General features: G+C 31.5%; 17 protein-coding genes. 10 read left to right on the plus strand and 7 right to left on the minus strand.

Annotation, left to right across the window (positions count from 1 at the left end; translation table 11 throughout):
• Nucleotides 1-120 precede the first annotated feature (120 nt).
• From V9L05_RS07370 to V9L05_RS07380, 3 genes are all read left to right on the plus strand, one after another.
• On the plus strand, nucleotides 121-1,458 hold the full coding sequence (locus V9L05_RS07370; protein ID WP_338793841.1) for a tetratricopeptide repeat protein: 1,338 nt from the start codon (nucleotides 121-123) through the stop codon (nucleotides 1,456-1,458).
• 528 nt (nucleotides 1,459-1,986) lie between these two features.
• Nucleotides 1,987-2,577: a hypothetical protein gene (locus V9L05_RS07375; protein WP_338814969.1), complete on the plus strand. Its 591-nt coding sequence runs from the start codon at nucleotides 1,987-1,989 to the stop codon at nucleotides 2,575-2,577.
• 189 nt (nucleotides 2,578-2,766) lie between these two features.
• Nucleotides 2,767-3,066 (plus strand): type B 50S ribosomal protein L31, encoded by a 300-nt coding sequence (locus tag V9L05_RS07380; RefSeq protein ID WP_338793839.1) that lies wholly within the window; start codon nucleotides 2,767-2,769, stop codon nucleotides 3,064-3,066.
• A 93-nt stretch (nucleotides 3,067-3,159) separates the two neighbouring features.
• Here the strand turns inward: V9L05_RS07380 and V9L05_RS07385 are convergent, their stop codons facing one another.
• The gene (locus V9L05_RS07385) at nucleotides 3,160-3,639 is read right to left on the minus strand and encodes a hypothetical protein (protein ID WP_338793838.1); all 480 of its coding nucleotides are present in this window, start codon (nucleotides 3,637-3,639) and stop codon (nucleotides 3,160-3,162) included.
• A 186-nt stretch (nucleotides 3,640-3,825) separates the two neighbouring features.
• Nucleotides 3,826-6,315: a GEVED domain-containing protein gene (locus tag V9L05_RS07390; RefSeq protein WP_338793837.1), complete on the minus strand. Its 2,490-nt coding sequence runs from the start codon at nucleotides 6,313-6,315 to the stop codon at nucleotides 3,826-3,828.
• Nucleotides 6,316-7,197: 882 nt separating this feature from the next.
• On the opposite strand from V9L05_RS07390, the gene V9L05_RS07395 reads away from it, so the two are divergent.
• Nucleotides 7,198-8,166, plus strand: coding sequence for an acetyl-CoA carboxylase carboxyltransferase subunit alpha (locus V9L05_RS07395; protein WP_338815417.1), 969 nt, complete (start codon nucleotides 7,198-7,200; stop codon nucleotides 8,164-8,166).
• 99 nt (nucleotides 8,167-8,265) lie between these two features.
• Nucleotides 8,266-8,781 (plus strand): hypothetical protein, encoded by a 516-nt coding sequence (locus V9L05_RS07400; protein ID WP_338814970.1) that lies wholly within the window; start codon nucleotides 8,266-8,268, stop codon nucleotides 8,779-8,781.
• Between the two features lie 284 nt (nucleotides 8,782-9,065).
• On the opposite strand, the gene V9L05_RS07405 is transcribed toward V9L05_RS07400, so the two are convergent.
• A complete protein-coding gene (locus V9L05_RS07405) occupies nucleotides 9,066-12,110 on the minus strand; it encodes a bifunctional acetate--CoA ligase family protein/GNAT family N-acetyltransferase (protein WP_338814971.1) in 3,045 nt (1,014 codons plus the stop codon).
• A gap of 385 nt (nucleotides 12,111-12,495) precedes the next feature.
• Between V9L05_RS07405 and V9L05_RS07410 the strand changes: the two genes are divergently transcribed.
• The 3 genes from V9L05_RS07410 to V9L05_RS07420 all read left to right on the plus strand — a co-directional run bounded on the left by V9L05_RS07410 (nucleotide 12,496) and on the right by V9L05_RS07420 (nucleotide 14,909).
• Nucleotides 12,496-12,975: a MarR family transcriptional regulator gene (locus V9L05_RS07410; protein ID WP_338793833.1), complete on the plus strand. Its 480-nt coding sequence runs from the start codon at nucleotides 12,496-12,498 to the stop codon at nucleotides 12,973-12,975.
• A 44-nt stretch (nucleotides 12,976-13,019) separates the two neighbouring features.
• Nucleotides 13,020-13,835 carry an SDR family oxidoreductase gene (locus tag V9L05_RS07415; RefSeq protein WP_338814972.1) on the plus strand — a complete coding sequence of 272 codons (816 nt, stop codon included), beginning with the start codon at nucleotides 13,020-13,022 and terminating at the stop codon, nucleotides 13,833-13,835.
• A gap of 252 nt (nucleotides 13,836-14,087) precedes the next feature.
• A complete protein-coding gene (locus V9L05_RS07420) occupies nucleotides 14,088-14,909 on the plus strand; it encodes a C4-type zinc ribbon domain-containing protein (protein WP_338794192.1) in 822 nt (273 codons plus the stop codon).
• A gap of 69 nt (nucleotides 14,910-14,978) precedes the next feature.
• Here V9L05_RS07420 and V9L05_RS07425 read toward each other — a convergent pair whose 3' ends face one another.
• Nucleotides 14,979-15,614, minus strand: coding sequence for a DUF1801 domain-containing protein (locus V9L05_RS07425; RefSeq protein WP_338814973.1), 636 nt, complete (start codon nucleotides 15,612-15,614; stop codon nucleotides 14,979-14,981).
• Nucleotides 15,615-15,754: 140 nt separating this feature from the next.
• Between V9L05_RS07425 and V9L05_RS07430 the strand changes: the two genes are divergently transcribed.
• On the plus strand, nucleotides 15,755-15,985 hold the full coding sequence (locus tag V9L05_RS07430) for a hypothetical protein (protein ID WP_338814259.1): 231 nt from the start codon (nucleotides 15,755-15,757) through the stop codon (nucleotides 15,983-15,985).
• A 112-nt stretch (nucleotides 15,986-16,097) separates the two neighbouring features.
• On the opposite strand, the gene V9L05_RS07435 is transcribed toward V9L05_RS07430, so the two are convergent.
• On the minus strand, nucleotides 16,098-17,375 hold the full coding sequence (locus V9L05_RS07435) for a hypothetical protein (protein ID WP_338812774.1): 1,278 nt from the start codon (nucleotides 17,373-17,375) through the stop codon (nucleotides 16,098-16,100).
• 183 nt (nucleotides 17,376-17,558) lie between these two features.
• Here V9L05_RS07435 and V9L05_RS07440 point away from each other — a divergent pair, with 183 nt between their 5' ends.
• Complete coding sequence (locus V9L05_RS07440; protein WP_338814974.1) at nucleotides 17,559-18,140, plus strand: IS982 family transposase; 582 nt, start codon at nucleotides 17,559-17,561, stop codon at nucleotides 18,138-18,140.
• Nucleotides 18,141-18,350: 210 nt separating this feature from the next.
• Here V9L05_RS07440 and V9L05_RS07445 read toward each other — a convergent pair whose 3' ends face one another.
• Together V9L05_RS07445 and V9L05_RS07450 are read right to left on the minus strand one after the other, a co-directional pair.
• On the minus strand, nucleotides 18,351-18,941 hold the full coding sequence (locus V9L05_RS07445) for a hypothetical protein (RefSeq protein ID WP_338814975.1): 591 nt from the start codon (nucleotides 18,939-18,941) through the stop codon (nucleotides 18,351-18,353).
• A 55-nt stretch (nucleotides 18,942-18,996) separates the two neighbouring features.
• Entirely contained in the window at nucleotides 18,997-19,488 is a 492-nt protein-coding gene (locus V9L05_RS07450) for a sigma-70 family RNA polymerase sigma factor (RefSeq protein WP_338793830.1), read from the minus strand.
• Nucleotides 19,489-19,586 lie beyond the last annotated feature (98 nt).

Consider the following 19,586-nt stretch of genomic DNA (forward strand, 5'->3'; position numbering starts at 1 on the left):
TAACCTGATTTACTCGTTTAACAAAGTAAACCCAACAACTATTTGTAATTATCACTTTAACAAAAAAAATATCTATATAAAATACTACTACTCATCAATTCAATAAATAACTAAAAAATTATGAAAAAGACGATTTACTTTACACTTATTTTACTAGGTAGCGTCTTTAGTTTTACTACTTTTACTAACTTCGCTTATGCCCAACATGAAGGTTTAGATTGGTTTGCTAATGGAGAGCGTCATAAACAACAAGCTCGTTATGACTTAGCCTTACAAGAATATGACAAAGCTGTTCAGAGAGAGCCACGTAATCATCTTTATATTTACTCAAAAGCACAATGTGAATACCAACTCAAAAAGCCAAAAGAAGCAGCACAATCATTAAGTTATGTTATTCGCTTAAACAGTAATTACTCTCCTGCTTATGCTTTGCTTGCCAAAATTTATGCAGATCAGAATGACAATGAAAAAGCTGCTCAACTCTATGATATTGCAGCACGTTATGAGCAAGAAAAAGACAAAAAACAATTCTATCGTTTCTTTGTGATTAAAGAAAGTTTAGCTAAAAAAAATTGGGCAACAGCTTATGAAAAAATCAAAATTACCAAAACTGAATTTCCTGAAAATCTTGAACTTTATTATTTAGAATCTCAGGTAGCTAATTATTTAGGAAAATATAGAGAAGCTATTGAAGCTATCGAAACTATTGAACCCAAAATTACAACCTTACATCCTAGCGAAAATGCTCGTTATTATTATCAAAAAGGATATGCTTACTATCATTTAGATAATTTTGAAGAGGCTTTCAAAACGTGGTCAAAGGCAAGCTATGGTAACTTTAAAAATAAGATAGAAGAATTTTCTCCTGCTCGTTATGCGTATCTAGCAGAGGCTTATGTAGAAGTTCGTCAGTTTAATGAAGCGCAAGCCTATGCTCAACAAGCTCTAAAAATAGACCCAAATAATGCAAGTGCTTATTTTACTCTAGCTAATTTACAAGATAACAAAGCAACAGCAAATGTAGACAAAACGCTAGAACTCTATTATAAATCAGCTAAGTTTGAGAAAGATTTGAAACGCAGTACACAGATTTATGAGCAAATAGCACGACTAGAACTTTCTAAAGATAATTACGATAATGCACTTAAAGCATCACAAAATGGTTTAACATTTAATTCAGCAAATAAAAATTTGCTTTACTTAAATGGACTTACTCTTTTTCATCTACACAAACATCAAGAAGCTGCTGAAGCACTTCAGAAAGCTCTTGCTCAGATGAGAGACCCTATTGAACATTCTCGTTGTATGTTTTTATTAGGATTAGTTTATCGCAATGGAGACAAATTAGATATTGCTCGTAGAGCATTTGCAAATGTACAAGCGCAGCCTTTCAAAATGGCAGCTACTAACGAAGTAAAACTAATACAGCAAGCTACAGAAGGCGAAGAAGAACTATAAGATTTTAAAGATAAATTTCACTTACTACTATTACTATCTAAAGCCATTTTATATAATTAAATCATTCAGATTTTAAATATATAAAAATGGCTTTTTTATTTGTGCTATAAAAAAATTCTGCCTTTTTTTTATTCTACTTCTGCGAATTATAGAAAAACATTTCTTAGTCATCAGGTTTTAAATCAACATAACATTTTATATTTTGTAAGATATTTTTGGATGAATCCATTTTAATAGTCATATTTTGGATGAATTGTTGTCTTTTTTTAGCAGTAGTCTGAAACTGATTTTATTTATTTTTTTGCTTCTAAATATAAAGTAGTAACTTGATTAAGAAAGGTATAATCAGTTAATAACTGCATAAAATAGAATTTGGTAAAACTACTGTTGCATAAAATAGTTAGTTTATCTCAATTTGTCTAAACTAAAAAGTGTTTATATTGCAAATAGCACACTTTTATTTTTTAATTTGATAAAACCCTTATGAAAAAGCGATTTTATATATCCGTTTTTATCCTAATTTTTCAAATGACTCTAAGTACAGTCATTGCACAAAATTTTTCAAAAGAATATTGGCACAAAGGAGAAGTCTATTTATTTACAGAAGAAAGTATAAAAGGAAGTATTAGATATGACCTAGACCAAAATAATATTACTATCCGAACGCCTGATAACAAATTGCGTTCTTATAATGCTTCACAAGTAGAACAATTTTGGATTGAGGACGAACTTCAAAAGCGAGTTCGTTATTTTTATTCTCTTCCGCAGATTACTAAAGATGATTATAGAGTCCTTTATTTCTTTGAATTATTGACTGAAGGCAAAATTACACTTCTTTGTAGAGAAAACTTTGTAGTAAAACAAGTAGGTTACTATTCGCCTTATATGTGGGGAGGTTGGACAAATGGAGGAAGTTATGTAGTTCAAGAAGATGATTATTTTTTATTAAATAATGAAGGAAATGTTGTTGATGTAGAGGAAGATAGAGAAGCAATTATGAATCTTTTTGGAAAGAAAAAAGACGTAATGGAACTTTATTTAATAGACCACAACAACAAACTGCGTAATAGAGAAGATTTATTACAGATGATTCGTTATTATAATGAGGTTTATAAATAGTAATTTTAGACTTATTTTTTGATAATTTACTGAATTAAAGGCTTTTTGATTCTTGTAATTTGGAATAAAATGTTTAATTTTGCAGTTCGTTTTTTAGAGTTTTGTAGTTTTACACGCTCTAATTAGAAAAATTTAAATTAAATTTATAGGGTAAGTGGCGCAATCCTCTTACATTAAACTGTTTATAAAATGAAAAAAGAAATTCACCCAGATTATCGTGAAGTAGTATTTTTAGATACTTCAAGCGACTACAAATTTTTGACTCGTTCTACTATCCTTACAAAAGAGACTATCACTTGGGAAGATGGAAAAGAGTATCCATTAGTTAAAGTAGAGGTTAGTTCTGCATCTCACCCATTCTATACAGGTGGAAAAGGAAACTTTGGACGTACTACTGGACGTGTTGAGCGTTTCAATCGTCGTTATAAGCGTACTGATAAAAATGCAGAAGCTCAAGCAGAAACAACAGAAGAGTCTACTGAAAAGTAATCTTTATTTTTCTTTAGCACTAAAAAAGCCTTCAAATTCTAAGTATTATTTAGATTTTTGAAGGCTTTTTATTTTTAGAAAATTTTCATTTTTTTATTTCTTCTTATAAGTAGATACTGTCATTAAACTATTAGAGGTATCTGTCAGTTTTAGAAGCTCTGGACAAACATCTACAAAATAACTACGATCAGTATTTCCTGCATCTAACCAAACAAAACTAAATGCCCCTAAGGTAGTATCTGAAGAAGCAGTTATTCTATACTCCCAAATTCCTGTTGCTTGACCATTTTCAAGTTCTTCTACTGTTGCACCTAAGTTAAAGACTAAAGACATCGTTTTTTGGTCTGTCTCTGGCGTACTTACTATTTCACCATTTCTTGTTTGACGACGAGATTCTACCCATTCCCAGCTACTTTCAGTAAGAATAGCATTTGCTTCTGCAACTTGACTAACTGAGTTTTCACAACTAATTATAGGTGCTACCTCTTCTTTATCATCTTTACACGCTACAACAGAAAGAAATATAAAAAATAGTAGTATAAAAGAAACGGAATAATTTATTGATTTTTTCATTTTTGTTTTAAATATTGGGGGATTGAAAATAAGGGAATAACATATTAAATAATAATGTTCAGAATAGTATTACTCAAAAGTTATAGCAAAAAAACACCTAACTACTAGAATAAACTAGGTTAGGCGTTTTTTATTTTATACAAAGATAAATAATTTTACTTATTTATACTTGAATTATAGTTTGAGTTACTCTTTGATAAATTTCATTGTTTCTATCTCACGACCATTATTAACGCTCAAGATATACATTCCTTTAGGAAGTTTTGAAACGTTGATAGAAGTTTCTTGAGAAGTAAGTGTAGTATTTAAAACTCGTGCACCTGTTACACTGTAGATAACAACTTCTGAGTCTAAGCTAAAGTATCCTAAGCGAATATTCAATGTTTGGCTTGCAGGATTAGGGAATGCTACAAAAGCAACATCTCCATCTTTAGTTCCATCCACTCTAGCATCTTGAGCTTTATCATTATGATAAGCCATTGGAGAAGGATTGATTCTGTTTGTATTACCAATTACTACTGTATAATCTTCAACTTCACCATAAGAGAATGTTTCACAAGGAGTTGCATTTCCATTATATTTCATAGATACACGCATACGAGTAGAACCGTTTGCAGCAGAAGAAGGAATTGTGAATGAGCCACTTACAGAAGAGCTTGTACTTCTTGTACGAGTATAAACTTTCTCGCCAGAGTCATCAAAATCGCCATCTTGATTATAATCTACCCAAACATCATATGCTTCGCTATAAGTACGACTTGCCCACGCTGGAGTGATTGTGATTGTATAAGCAGTTCCTTTAGCAAATGTTGTAGAAAGATTTGTAAAGTCAGCATATCCACCATTTGCACCCGAGTTGTTGTTGATAGAACCAACTTGTACTCTTTGAATCCACTCATCAGAAACACTATTTCCTTTAGATGCACAGTAAGAAACAACTGGAGCAGAAGAAGTAGTTACAAAAGCACTAGAAGAGTATGCACTACTTACCGAACAGTTTGCACGAACTTGGAATTCATACTGAGTAGAAGCACTTGCACCAGTAAGACCAAGAGAAGTCGAAGTAGAATTAAGCACATTCCAAGAACCACCACCTGTACGAACACGAACATCATACGAAGTTGCACCTGATACAGAAGACCAAGAAGCTGTAAATGAAGAACTTGTTACAGAAGAAGACGATAAACCAGCAGGAACACCACAAGAAGGAGTAGAACCACTAGTGATATTTATAGTATAATCTTCAACTTCACCATACGAGAATGTTTCACAAGAAGTTTGTGCGCCATTATATTTCATAGATACACGCATACGAGTAGAACCAGTTGGAGCATTTGAAGGAATAGCTAATGTTCCTGTACGAACAGCACTTGAAGCAGAACCAGCATCATAAACTAACTCACCTGCATCATCAAAATCATTATCTTTATTAAAATCAACCCATACTTTCCAGTATTCATTGTATGAAGTTCCAGAAAAACCAGGAGTAAGAGTAAGAGCATTAGAGCTTCCTTGAGAAAGAGTTACAGAATTAGAAGTAAAATCTGCATATCCACCATTAGCACCACTTGTTTTGTTTAAAGAACCAACTTTTACACCAGCAATCCACTCATCAGAAACACTATTTCCTTTAGATGCACAGTAAGAAGTTGTTGGAGGATTTGTTGTACCACCTGAAACTAAATCAGAACGAAAACCTGTAAGAACAGCACGCATACGAGATTTTTGACCTTCTGTGAACATATACATACAAGCATCGTTTGTATAATCCATATAGTTCATAAACATATCACTTGAAAAACCTCCGTTGTTAGAACAAGATTTTGAAGGATAAGAAGGGCAACCACCATTTGAAGCTGCTGCAATAGGAGTGTCACTTACAAAGTCATCAGCTCCACAAGCACCATCTCCCCAAATATGACGAAGATTTAACCAGTGACCTACTTCGTGAGTTGTAGTACGACCTAAATTAAAAGGAGCACCTACATTTCCAGTAGAACCAAAACCAGTAGTAAGGATTACAACACCATCAGTGTTTGCAGCACCACTACCTGGAAACTGAGCATAACCCAAGATTCCACCACTCATATTACATACCCAAATATTTAAGTATTTTTGAGTATTCCAAGCATCTTTACCACCTTGAGAAGTAAATTTCATTGCATCATTTGTAGAGAAAGATGTTTTGCTAGTTTGAGTACGTGTAACACCTGTTGTAGGATTTCCATTAGGGTCAGTAGATGCTAAAACAAACTCTATTTCTGTATCAGCTACTGAACCAGCAAATTCAGAAGGTGTAAGTGTATAATCACTATTTGTTCTTCTAAAATCTTGATTCAATACATCAATTTGAGATTGAATTTGTGCTTGACTCACATTCTGAGCTGAAGTATTATAAATTACGTGAACTACAACAGGAATTGTATAAACTGTAGCTTCTGTACGCTGATTTTTTTGATTTTGAATATAATTTTGCGTAAATGTTTCGATGTTACGCATTTTTTGTTTTGCTTCTGGGTTGATAGAAAGCAAACGCTCTAAGTTGTGGTCTGTAGTACAAGAACGACCATCTTTGTGACCATGTGAATCTTGAGCAAATGATGTTGAACTTGCAAGCATTCCTATGCCGAGTCCAAAGCTAAAAAGTGTGTGTTTGATTGTTTTTGTAAAAGTCATTGTATATCTATAAAAGTGTTAAAGGGGAAATGAATTTATTAATTAGATTGTGTTAAATCCTTAATTAAACCTTACTCTTGAAAGGTGTTGCAAACATACGACGCTTTTTTAGAAAAACAAAATTCTGCAAAACCATTTTTTAACAACACAAAACACATCAAAAACACAACAAACCAAATATTTAAAACAAAAACAACCATTTAAACCAAATAATATTCTTAATTATACGTATATAGCTCAACATTCCAAATAATATTTTATATTGAATAATCTAAATTTAACCAAAATAAATTTCATTTTTTTGAAAAAAATCAAAATTTTAAACTTTTTAGATAAAAAAAGTACTCAAATTGGTAGAGTTACTCTCAAAAAACACCTCTAAATGCAACAAGGTTGCAATAAAAACGCAACTTTTTTTAGTTAATCTCGTAAAGCAATTTCTATAACTCACTGAATGACATTATACAGATAGCTGCAACCACAAAAAACAATGCTTCTCAGCTAAACTTTATAAAAATACATCTTACTCTAAAAATAGTTGCTAAGAGCTTGCTCAATTATTGGTAAACATGAGTTCTATTTTTTACTTCACTTGTTGGTCTGTTGTACAAAATTATTTGGTTGTTGGTGTCACTTCGCTAACATCAGCAACAGTATTGTGGAATTTCTACTTACTTTTTCAAAAAAATCAATGTTAAATTCATTCATAAATAAAAAAAATGCTCAAATTTAGATTCGATTGACATAACTACGTAATATCAGTAATTTATTCTCATTCTTTTTTTAGTATATTTGCAGTTGATTTTATCAGATTTTGATCTAATCCTTTTTTACTTATTGTCTTTTGTTATATTAATTGTCAATCCGTTTATTTTTATTGCTATGTTGTTAGATTTTGAAAAGCCCATTTTTGAATTAGAAGAAAAACTACAGGAAACAAAGAGTCTTGCTGCCAAAAATAATATGGATGTGAGTCAGGCTGTAAAATTATTAGAAGACCGTATAGTTCATTTAAAAAAAGAAACTTTCAAAAATCTTACTCGTTGGCAACGTGTACAACTTTCTCGTCATCCAGACCGTCCTTATACACTTGATTATATTGCTCACTTGACTGATAATTTTGTGGAACTACACGGAGACAGAGGTTTTGGTGATGACAAAGCTATGATTGGAGGTATTGCTCAAATTGATGGACAGTCTGTAATGATTATTGGACAACAAAAGGGACGAAATACCAAACAAAGACAATATCGTAATTTTGGAATGGCAAACCCAGAAGGATACCGTAAAGCATTGCGTTTGATGCAGCTTGCAAATAAATTTGGAATGCCCATCCTTACACTTATAGATACTCCTGGTGCTTATCCTGGTATAGAAGCCGAAGAGCGAGGACAAGGAGAGGCAATTGCTAGAAACTTGAAGGAAATGTTTTTATTAGATGTTCCTATTATTTGTATTGTTATTGGTGAAGGAGCTTCGGGTGGTGCGCTTGGTATTGCGATTGGAGACAGAGTTTGTATGCTTGAAAATACATGGTATTCGGTTATTTCCCCTGAATCTTGTTCGTCTATTTTGTGGCGTAGTTGGGATTATAAAGAACAAGCTGCAAGTGCATTACGACTTACTTCTTTAGATATGCACAAATTTGGTTTGATTGATAGAATAATTGAAGAACCTTTAGGTGGAGCACATCGTCATCAAGAAGAAACAATGCACATTGTAAAAAAAGCCGTTTTAGAAATGATAGAGGAGCTTTCAAAACTAGATAGCAAGACATTAAAACAACAACGCACAGAGAAATTCTCTAAAATGGGTGAGTTTGAAGAAGCACAAATCAGTAAGGCGAGCTAAAACAGAAATCTAAAAAAGGAAGATATATCAATAATGAGTATATGATTTTATCCAGTTTCTAATAAATTAGGATTAAAACTAACGCCAAATACAAACGAAATGAAAAAGTTGCAAAATTTTCATTCTCATAATTGGAATCTTAACCAACGAACGTATGTCTTGCCCTTTGAAAAAAGCCGTTTGCTTACTTATCTAAAACAGCTAACAAAACCTTATGGAGATAAACCCAAACGCAAAAAAGATTATGAGCGTTACCGTTTTACAGGTAAAATAGAAAAAAACAAATTTCGCCTCTCAAGAACAGTTCTAGAACCCAATAATTTTTTGAGTATTGCAGAAGGAACAATTGAATCAACTTCGAAGGGTTGTTTTATTCAAATCAAATACAAAACATTCAAATTCACTAGAATACTTATTTGGTTTTGGGGAGTTTTGGGTCTTTGCATGACTTTATATTTTAGTTTTTATAAAATAAATGTTCTCTACGGCATTTTAGCAGGTATTTTTACGTTGGCTCATACAACTGTCTGTATTTTGAGTATCCAAAGACAAAAAAAAATACTAGAAGATATTTTTGATGAAGTATTCAATTCATATAATGAGTTTTTGAATTAACTTTCAATCTTTCAAAAAAAAAAGTCATTTAAACTTCCCTATAGTGGTATATTTTTACTGTACTCTACTTTTTTTTGCTTTGACATTCAAGTTGCAGAGCAACGAAATATTTGTAGAAAAAAGTAAAAGTGTAAAGTTATAAAAGTTGCAGCGCAACGCAATATTGATATTCTTTTTGTCTGAATATTATAAATTATATAACGTTGCTCTGCAACTAAAAAGCATTTTTAAAAAGTAGAGTACAGTAGTATATTTCTAGACAGAAATAGAAATAAATATTCAACTTACTCTTCTTCATCATTTATATCTTCACTATCAAAAACATTTTGAATGTAAAGTGAAGCCTTTACTGTTCCTTCGTCAGAATTATATTCCATTACAAAACCTAATTTTTCACAAATTCTTTTCATAGCTCTATTTTCTGACAAAATATCGGCTGTTAATAGTTCTATTCCTTCACTACGACACACTTCGACAGCTCTATTCAAAAGCTCAAAACCTAGTCCTTCGCCTTGATAACCATCGACGATAGTCATTCCAAATTCAGCTTCTTTTGTTCCATGCACCTTTATTATTCGGATTGCTCCTATAATTTCGTTTTGAGTAGTATTTGTATTTAGTAGCTCTTCTTTCTCTTTTTCTATAATAAGTGTAATTTGTCGGTCATAATCAGCAAAACAAATTCTTGAAAGTCTTTCATGAGATGTTCTTTGGTCAAGACTAACAGCATGAAAGAATCTAAAATAAACACTTTGAGGAGAGAGTTTTTTATGAAACTCTGCCATTGAAGGTTCGTCTTCTGGGCGAATAGGACGAATCAAAACTTGCTGTTTACTTTTTGGTAAAATCCATTTTTCTTCATATTCTGAAGGATAAGGACGAATTGCCAAACGAATAAGTTCTTCTCCTTTTACTTCATTAGGTTGTAAAATCATGACAGCATCAAGAATCGAAACGCCCTCTGTACGAGAAACAGAAATTGGATTAAGATAAATTTCTTTTATAAAAGGTTGCTCAATAATTAACTGACTAAAGCGAACCATTGATTGCTCTAAAAGTATCAAAGTAGGTTCATGTAAATCTTCTGTTTTTACAAGGTTTTTGAAAATTGTTGTTTGTTCTATTGCTCTTCTTGCTAAAGTAGCATTGAGAGGAGGCAAAGCAACAGCTCTATCTTGATAATATTGCAATGATTTTCCACCATTTCCAAAGAAAATAATAGATCCAAATTGTACATCTACTTTGCTTCCCATTAGCATTTCAATAGAATCATGTGTGTTCATTTCTTGAACAGTTACACCCAAAAATTCATTAGGACTTACACGCTCTTCTATATTTTTCTTAATTTCTTGATAGGCACTTCTAACTGCTTGTTCCTCTTTAAGATACAGACGCACTCCACCCACTTCACTCTTATTAATAATAGAGTGAGAGTGAACTTTCAAAACAACTGGCTTTCCTATTGCTTTTGCTTGTTGCCATGCTTCATCTTCTGAAAGAGCCAAACGGGTATCAACAATAGGTAAATTATAGGCTGCCAAAATCAACTTTGCTTCCCATTCTGTCAAAATTGTACGTCCTTCTAATCTTGCATTTGCTATAATTTGAGTTACTGTCACTCTATTTGGTGGATTTTTTTTCATTGAATCCGAAATACGAGGTGTTTGATAAATCCCTTTCAAATTATAGGCATATTTCCACAAATAATTGAAAATATGTGCTGCTGCATCAGGATATTGAAAATTAGGAATTCCTGCTTTCGAAAGTAATTTTCGTCCTTCTTTTGTTGTGTCTCCTCCCATCCAACTAACTAACAAAGGTTTCTTTTTGAGAGAAGCAAAACGCAATAAGTTTTTGGCTGTTTCAGTAGGTTTACTGACTGCTTGAGGAGCAAGAATTACCAAAAGTCCATCAATAGCTGTATCTTCTAATAAAACTTCAGTAGCTTTTTCATAGAGTTCAGGAGTAGCAAACTGATGTAAATCTAATGGGTTTTCATACACCCAGCCTTTAGGTAGGAATTCAGAAAGTGATTCAATTGTTTTTTCTGAAAGTTGTCCCAACTGCCCACCACCTTTTGTGAGCATGGCTGTTGCAAGCTGTGCTGGCGCATTTGCATTGGTTAGAATGGCTAAATTCTTTCCTTTTGGGCGAGGTTGTTTAGAAATTACTTCTACCATAAAAAATACTTCTGCCATTGTATCAACACGAAGCATTCCCGAACGACGAAAAGCAGCATTAAAAATTAAGTCTTCATCTATTTCAAAACGAATAGGAGAAACTGCTTGACTAGAACTATCATTTTCTATCTGTTGTCTTTTACCTGTTTTGAGTACAATAATGGGCTTTGAATAAGAAACTTCTTTAGCTGCTGATAAAAAAGAACGAGCATAATTAATTGTTTCCATATATAAAACAATTGCCTTTGTTCTTGTATCATCCCCTAGATAATGAATTACATCTCCCCAACTTATATCAATCATTCCACCAATCGAAACAAAAGCACTAAAACCTACATTCTGACTATTGCCCCAATCTAAAACACCTTCTCCCATTGCTCCACTTTGAGAAACAAAACCAATACTTCCTTCTTTTGGTCTTTGATTGGAAAAAGTAGCAAACAAATTGAGATGGGGACGTATAAAACCGATAGAGTTTGTACCAATAACACGAACACCAGATTTTCTTGCTTCTAATAATACTTCGGCTTCAAACTCTTCTCCTTTTTCCCCTGTTTCTCTAAACCCTGCTGAAAGAACAAGTGCATTTTTTACATTGGCTTGTCCACACTCTCTGATTATTTCGGCAACTGTTTTGGCAGGTGTAATGATAATTGCTAAATCTATAAACTCATCTATATCTTCAATTCTTTTATAACAAACAGAACCATTAATTTCTTCGTACTTTGGATTAACAGGAAACACCTCTCCTTTATAATCTAATAAAGTTAAGTTTTCGAATAATCTTTTTCCTAAAGAATTCTCTCTTTTACTTGCTCCAATAACTGCAATAGTTTTGGGATGAAAAAGAGCTTCCATTTTACTTTTATCGTAAGAAGGATGAAAATGATGCGCCGAAACGCCTTCGCCCCAAGAGCGAATACCTTCCAAAACTCGTTCTAAAATACGTTGAAAAGAATGCTGCATGACAGTTTGGATTCCGATAGCCAATTGATTGGCTAGGTAATTATAATTTCTTTTTAAAGGTAGAAAAGAATTTGATTTTTTAGTATTATTTATCTCAAAAATATTTATTTTATTTTGAGATGATTGTGATGATTTAACTTCTTTCCTTTTCGAATCTTTATTACTCAAATATACAACAGGCATCTGTAAAAAATGTAATGTAAACAGATAAAAATTAATGAAAATTGCTATTTGTGAGTGTTTTGTGTATGTTTTGTATTCCTATCAAGAAACCAAATCTAATTGGTTGCCACTGTGTACTTGCTCCTTTTTTTTATAAAAAGTTGTTAAAAAATGACCCTTAGTCATATTAAGACTTTTTTTTTAAATCAAATAGAAAAAACCTTACGCTCATTTTTTATAGGTAAATATAGTTACTCTCAGATTTTATTCAATTAAAGTTATATTTTTTTGAATTTTTTGACTGCTTTTACTACTTATAAAGTTAGAAACGCTATTTTTGCAAATAAGTTTTGTTTGCCGTACAAAAAACGTGTAAATTAATTATTAACAAATTACTACCAAAAAAATGACTACAATTCAGAAAACAAACAATGAATCGATTGTGCTTGCTATAATTGAAATAGCTGCGCAAATGCTCAAAAAAGGCTCAAACCTCACTAACATCATTGGTTTAACTACTCAGCAGTGGATGGTTCTCTTGTATGTACAAGGAGATCAAAATATTCCTTATGCTGAAGAACGCCTTCAACAAGGAGGAATTTTGGCTTCTGACATTGCTGAAGCATTGAATGTTTCTCGTCCTAATATTACAAATCTAATACAAGTTTTAGCAGATAAAGGACTAATCAAACAAGACAAAGACCCAAAAGACAAACGTCGAAAAGTATTGGTATTGACAAGAAAAGGCAAGGATGCTATTGGAAAAGTTGCTCCATTGAGAGAAAATGCAAATATGAGATTATTGAATGATTTTACAGAGGAAGAAAAAGACGATTTGCTTGCCAAACTTATGCACTGTCTTGACCGTTTGCACGGAAGAATATAATATTTATAAAGTTCTTAATTTTGCAAAAAATTCTAAATACAAATATGAGCAAAACATTCGATAATAAAGTTGTTATTATTACAGGAGGAACTTCTGGAATTGGTAGAGCTTGTGCAGAAGCCTTTGGAAAAGAAGGTGCTAAAATAGTTATTACAGGTAGAAATAGTAAAAAACTAAAAGAAGCACAAGATTTTTTAGAAAATCAGCATATAGAAGTTTTGCCTCTTCAGCTAGATGTCAGTAAGGAAAGTGATAATAAAGAATTAGCAGAAAAGACAGTTGAAAAATTTGGAAAAATAGATATTTTGATAAATAATGCAGGTATTTCGATGCGTGCTTTATTCAAAGATTTAGATTTATCAGTTTTGAAAAGCTTAATGGATATTAACTTTTGGGGAACTGTTTATGCTACTAAATACTGTATTCCTCATATTATCAAAACAAAAGGTTCAATAGTAGGAATTTCATCTATTGCAGGATTTAGAGGTTTGCCAGCTCGTACGGGTTACTCAGCTTCTAAATTTGCAATGCAGGGGTTTTTGGAAGCATTAAGAACAGAAATGAAGGCTGAAAACGTACATGTTTTGATTGCCTGCCCTGGTTACACCTCTTCTAATATCAGAAATACAGCTCTTTTACAAGATGGCAGAGCACAAGGTGATTCGCCCAAAGATGAAGGTAAAATGATGACTTCTGAAGAGTGTGCCAACTATATTTTGAAAGCTACTAAAAAACGTAAAAACATTTTAATACTGACCCTACAAGGTAAAATGACAGTTTTTTTGAATAAATTATTTCCTTCTTTTATGGATAAATTAGTTTTGAATGCTATTGCAAAAGAAGGCGAAATACCTAAGTAAAGTTAGGAAATAAGCATCTTCGAAAATAAAACACAATAAACAATATTTTTATTCTTCTGCATTCTTTGCCATCTCTCTGTGTTTAATATCATTTTTAGAAAAATAAAGCATCTTTATCAATTTCATTTATTAAACAAAAAAACGTACCTTTGCAAATCATTGTCTTTCATTCAATTCTGATTCTAAAATTAGATTTGAATGAAAGATATTCCAAAACTCATTCTACAATCACCTGAGTCCCAAACCGATTTTATGGAACAACCTACTCCAGTAGCCAAACGAATAGATGCCCTAGTAAAACTTCAAGAAGTTGATTCTAAATTAGATGAATTACGTAAGATAAAAGGCGATTTGCCCGAAGAAGTCCAAGATTTGGAGGACGAAATAGAAGGGTATCAGACACGAATTGCAAAATTCGAATCTGAAAAGAAATCATTAGACGACCTTGAAGCAACACAAGATAATTCTATTAAAGATCATAAAAAATTAATCGTAAAATACGAAGAACAGCAAATGGACGTTCGCAATGACCGTGAATTTCAAGCCATTGCTCGTGAAATAGAAAATCAACAACTTGATATTCGTCTTGCTGAAAAAGCTGTTAGAGATACACAATACAAAATAGAACGCAAACAAAAGCAAGTCGAAGAAACAACGGCTACCTTAGAAGAGCGTAAAAAAGATTTAGAGAACAAGAAAAATGAGCTAGAAGGTATCGTAAAAGAAAGTGAAGAAGAAGAAGCAAAATTAATGAAAGAGCGTGAAAAACGTAGAAAAAATGTTGCTGATAACTTATACTTATCTTACGAGCGTATTCGTGAAAATGCTCGCAATGGTCTTGCTGTTGTTAATGTAAAGCGTAATGCTTGTGGTGGTTGTTTTAATATTGTTCCTCCACAACGTCAAGTTGATATTAAAGAAAGAAAGAAATTAGTAGTTTGTGAACACTGTGGACGTGTTTTCGCTGATGTGGAAGCTGTTGAAGTAGTAGAGAAAAAACGTACTACTCGCCGTAAACGTGTTACTAAGAAAGAAAAAGAAGCAGAAGAAAAAGCTGCAAGCAAAGAAAAATAATTCTAGTATTATTTTTTGTAGCAAAAACTCCTATTTTGTTTATTTGACAGAATAGGAGTTTTTTTTTGATTAAATAAATTTGTGTGAACCATCACAAGAAGGCATTTTTTTGGATAACCCACACGTACAATCATTTATTCCTTTGCCCTCAAAAATTTGATTTTTATATTTTTCAATTCTTACAATTCTTGTTTTTGATTGTTTTGCAGCAGAAAAATAAAGATTATATCCTCTTTGCCTTCCTTTTGTTAGTTTTTCAAAAGCAGTTTTGAATTCTTTATCTGCATCTAATTTGTCTTGAAGTTCTTTAACAAGTATCACATCTTCATTTGCTTTAAAATCTACTTTTAGTCCTAGTTTCTCAATTTCAATGGCTTCAAAAATGTAGGCTTTAATAATAGATTCTAATTCAATTATTTCTTCAAGATGAGTAAATTTAATCACTTTACTAGATTGTGTATTTTCTCCTACTGAAACTAAAATATTACTTTTATCCTTCAATAAAACACCTTTAAAAAAACTAATTACACAATATTCTTTAAAACCTCCCAATAAAGCTATATTTTTATCATTGAACGTATAACAAGGAACTCGCCATTTCAATTCTTCAGTAAGTCCACAGTAAATAAAAATACTTCTCAGTTTTTCTAATTCTAGACTCCACTTTTTAGTTTTGCTTAAAAATTCATCAACTTTTATATTCATTTTCATTCAATTAACGTGAACTCGGTTTTTAACTAATTGACTTTCAGTGTTTTGTTTACTTATTTCAGTTATTTTTGTCAAAAAAGGCTAAAAAAGGTTATTTTTGAATAGCTCTACTCAACTTTAACCTCTTTAGCCTTATGTTTGACAAAACTATAAAATTCGACGAAGACCACCTAATCGGTATTTTTTATTTAGTAGATGAGTTCTGTTTACAAGCTCAATCTTATGTATCTAGTAAATGGGTGGGAACAAAAAGCAGTTCTACTTTCACCCCTTCTCCTACTCGTGTTCCCCAGTTATCAGCTAGTGAAATAATGACTATTTTAGTATATTATAATTACTCAGGTTATAAGAATTTTCAATACTAGTATCAACGTTTTGTGTGTAACGATTTAGTCCCTTATTTTCCTAAACTTTGCTCCTATAACCGATTTTTAGAATTAATTTGTAGAGTTTGATTTTAGTTTACTATTTTGATTATCAAGTTTTTATATTGATTTGATTTTGCAAAAGGTCTAGTATTTCTTTGTTAGAGCAGAGTATCCTTTGTAAAGAAATAAATCCTTTTTGTTTAAATTGTTTACATTTTCTTCTAATAAATCGGACTATTTTTTGAACTTCAATCGCCAAAAATGCAAATTTTAAAAGTTTATTTTCAAATTCTTCTTTATTTTTTGTTCTAGGTTCACTAATTTTTAATACGTGTTTGAGTGTTTTGAAAAACTGTTCTATATAGGTTCTATTGAACCAATGTCTTCGTAATGTTTTTGCAAAAACGGTCAAATTTGGGGTATATATAACACTTACTTTTTTTGAGCCATTTAACCTAAAAAATAATAAAACAACTTCTCTTTTTTGGCATTGATAGAACGCTTTTAGACGTAAAGTAAAAGGTGTTTTTTCTTCTTCCTTGAGATGTCTTTGCGCTTCTTGATGTTTTTTTTCTTGTTCTAAAAAAACACGATCTATATATTCTTTTGAGTTTGTTTTTTTATTATTTACTATAATAATATGATTTTTTTTAGGTACACTAATATAAATCAAACTTGTTGATTGGTTGGTACATTCTTCACTCAATGAAACATCACTATAGCCACTATCACAACTAAAATGAATAGAAGGTAATACACTATTTTCTTTAGCTAATTTTTCTTGTAACTTTCCCCAACGATTCACTAATTTTTTAGCTATTTGAATAGGTTCTTTTTTATCAGCTTTTTCTTTTTTTCTAACAAAATCAAAAAATAAAGGATAAAAAACATCTTCAATATATAATCCAAAACAAACCACTTTAAAGCCTAGAGTAGTAGCACGATACTGTCCACTAAAGAAACTTCCAAAATAATCATTTTCTCTACCTAACTCAGAGAGCCATTGACGAAAAATACTGTCATCTAAAACTGCCGTAACTCTTTTTTTTGACCAAATACTACTATCTTTTGAAGCCATTTCTTTCAATAAATGAACCACTTGAGTTTTAAATACATATTCATAAAGTACACGTATTTTGTTGATTGTCAGTTTTTTATACAACTTTTTGTAATTGATGGATACTTGACTACTTGTGATACCAAATTTGACTAAAATACTTTTCAAGGTAGGCAAACCTAGTAATTGACCTAGAAAAAATACAGTTTGCATTTTTTCAAAAAGTAATGTATCAGATTCATCTACATTAGAAATATCTAATTCTGAAAAAGAGTTCTGAAAAAGAGTAGAAGTAGCTGAAAATTCCTGTTCAAAATATTTTTTTGTCAAAGAAACTATTTTTGTGGCTATTTTTTTTTATCATTGTAGTGTATTTTACAAAATCTAATTATTTATTTTGTGGTAAAAACAAATATAGGACTTTTGCAAAATATAATTGCCGTACAGAGTTGATATTCAGCAAAATACGGCAATTTTAAACTCTACAAATTAATAGAAAGGGTAAGTTTACCTATGTATGTACTCGCCAAACTCCTGTGTGCTAAAAGTGAAGAAACAGGTACTTACTTCATTGATTCTAAGAAAATAGTTGTTTCTGATAATCGTCGTATTCACTCTCATAAAGTGTTCAAAGACATTGCAAAACGAGGAAAAGGGTCAATGGGGTGGTTTTTTGGATTTAAACTTCACTTAGTCATCAATCATTTAGGAGAGGTAATGGCTTTTGAAATTACAGCAGCAAATAAGGCTGATAATAACCACGATCTACTCAAAAATTTATTAAAAAATTTGAAAGGAAATTGCTTTGGTGATAAAGGGTATTTGACAAAACTTTGGGAACAACTCTATGAAAAGGGACTTAAAATGATAACTAAAACAAAAAAAAATATGAAGAATCAACTCATCACATTGAAAGAAAAATACACACTTAGAAAAAGAGCCATTATTGAATCTGTAAATGATATTTTAATTTCTGTTTTTGACTTAGAACATTCTAGACATAGGAAGCCTATAAACGCATTTACGCATATGGCAGCTACAATAGTAGCTTATCATTTCTACCCAGAAAAACCTAGAATATTTGTACCTAAATAATACCGAGTTCACGTTCAATTAATGAGTAATACAATTTTTACAGTACTATATTCTTGATTTCACATTAAACCTTATTACTGTTTGCATTAAGGTAATTCAGACATCTTGTCTGAACATAAAAAAACAGTACTTTATCCTATTCAAAAGTTTGGAAGAGTATTATGCAAAAATAAACATGACAACCTTTATTCTCTAAAATAGCTATTATATTTAATCTTCTAAGTCTTCAAGTTCCTTTAATTCTTCTTTTAGCTCTTCCACATAGTTTCCGTATAAATTTTTGATATACCATTTTATCACAAAGTAATATGCAGGAACAGCAACTAAAGCAATTATCACAATCAAAAGCACTCTAGTCAAAGTAAAATCTTCAAAAGATACATTTTTCCAAAGCAAGGGCAACATGGCAGCAAAAACACCTAATACTAATGAGCCATATAAATATACCTTTAGGTACAAATCTAGTGTAGAAATGAGTTGATTTAGAGTTTGTTTGAGATTTTCTTGTAAATTTATCTTTCTGATTTTGAGATATTTGAAAGTGTACCAAATTAGGGAAAGCACCATCACAAAACCCAAATAAGGAATGACAAAAGGCGAATAAAACCATTGTTGATTAAACATTAAAAAAACACTTAATACAACTACAAATGCTGCTTCTATCAAAATACTGCGTTTGATTTTAGAAATGCTATCATTTGCTTTTCCTCTCAGCAGTTTTCTAATTTGCTCATTTTCAAGAACAGGTTCTGGCTGTGTTTGAAGTGCTTGCCAAGTAGATTTTAGATTGTCTATATCCATTTTAGATTGTACTTATCTTTTATAAAATGATTTTTTTATAGTTGTGATTTTTTTTCTATTGAGGCAATTTTTCCAATGTTTCTTTGAGTTTTTTCTTTATTCGATTGATTTTCACACCTACATTTGTTTTGGTAATACCTATAATTTCGGCAATTTCATCATAGCTTTTCTCCTCTAGGTAAAGCATGATGATTCCTTTTTCTACTTTTGATAATTTCTGAATAGCGAGTTGAAGATTTTTGAGTTGTTCTTCTTTTTCAGTATCTGTCGGAGTATCAGGAAATTGTAGTGTAGAATCTGAAATAGAAAATTCAGAAGGTTTACGTTTGACTTTACGTAGACGTGCAATTGCTGTATTAAGAGCGATACGATACATCCACGTAGAAATTTTGGAATCACCTCTAAACTTTGGATAGGATTTCCAAAGTTGGAACAAAACTTCTTGAAACAAATCTTGCCTATCATCTTCAGAATCACAATACATGCGACATACTTTATGTATGATACCTTGATGTTTCTGAATAAATGTTACAAAATCTTTTTCCAAAATGAGTAAGAAGGTTTATTTTTGGTGAGAATGAAAATAGATAAAATAAAATTCATTCAAAATAGAACGTCTAAAGTACAAATTTATAAAATCAGTTT

Origin of the sequence: Bernardetia sp. Wsw4-3y2, from assembly GCF_037126295.1 — a bacterium.
Taxonomy (GTDB): Bacteria; Bacteroidota; Bacteroidia; order Cytophagales; family Bernardetiaceae; genus Bernardetia.

What these genes read in the sequence shown, in the direction of transcription:
- V9L05_RS07375 (WP_338814969.1), top strand. Translation starts at nt 1,987, where the DNA reads ATGACTCTAAGTACAGTCATTGCACAAAATTTTTCAAAAGAATATTGG.
- V9L05_RS07415 (WP_338814972.1), top strand. Translation starts at nt 13,020, where the DNA reads ATGAGCAAAACATTCGATAATAAAGTTGTTATTATTACAGGAGGAACT.
- V9L05_RS07430 (WP_338814259.1), top strand. Translation starts at nt 15,755, where the DNA reads ATGTTTGACAAAACTATAAAATTCGACGAAGACCACCTAATCGGTATT.
- V9L05_RS07405 (WP_338814971.1), bottom strand. Translation starts at nt 12,110, where the DNA reads ATGCCTGTTGTATATTTGAGTAATAAAGATTCGAAAAGGAAAGAAGTT.
- V9L05_RS07425 (WP_338814973.1), bottom strand. Translation starts at nt 15,614, where the DNA reads ATGAATATAAAAGTTGATGAATTTTTAAGCAAAACTAAAAAGTGGAGT.
- V9L05_RS07385 (WP_338793838.1), bottom strand. Translation starts at nt 3,639, where the DNA reads ATGAAAAAATCAATAAATTATTCCGTTTCTTTTATACTACTATTTTTT.
- V9L05_RS07410 (WP_338793833.1), top strand. Translation starts at nt 12,496, where the DNA reads ATGACTACAATTCAGAAAACAAACAATGAATCGATTGTGCTTGCTATA.
- V9L05_RS07400 (WP_338814970.1), top strand. Translation starts at nt 8,266, where the DNA reads ATGAAAAAGTTGCAAAATTTTCATTCTCATAATTGGAATCTTAACCAA.
- V9L05_RS07370 (WP_338793841.1), top strand. Translation starts at nt 121, where the DNA reads ATGAAAAAGACGATTTACTTTACACTTATTTTACTAGGTAGCGTCTTT.
- V9L05_RS07390 (WP_338793837.1), bottom strand. Translation starts at nt 6,315, where the DNA reads ATGACTTTTACAAAAACAATCAAACACACACTTTTTAGCTTTGGACTC.
- V9L05_RS07440 (WP_338814974.1), top strand. Translation starts at nt 17,559, where the DNA reads ATGTATGTACTCGCCAAACTCCTGTGTGCTAAAAGTGAAGAAACAGGT.
- V9L05_RS07445 (WP_338814975.1), bottom strand. Translation starts at nt 18,941, where the DNA reads ATGGATATAGACAATCTAAAATCTACTTGGCAAGCACTTCAAACACAG.
- V9L05_RS07380 (WP_338793839.1), top strand. Translation starts at nt 2,767, where the DNA reads ATGAAAAAAGAAATTCACCCAGATTATCGTGAAGTAGTATTTTTAGAT.
- V9L05_RS07395 (WP_338815417.1), top strand. Translation starts at nt 7,198, where the DNA reads ATGTTGTTAGATTTTGAAAAGCCCATTTTTGAATTAGAAGAAAAACTA.
- V9L05_RS07420 (WP_338794192.1), top strand. Translation starts at nt 14,088, where the DNA reads ATGGAACAACCTACTCCAGTAGCCAAACGAATAGATGCCCTAGTAAAA.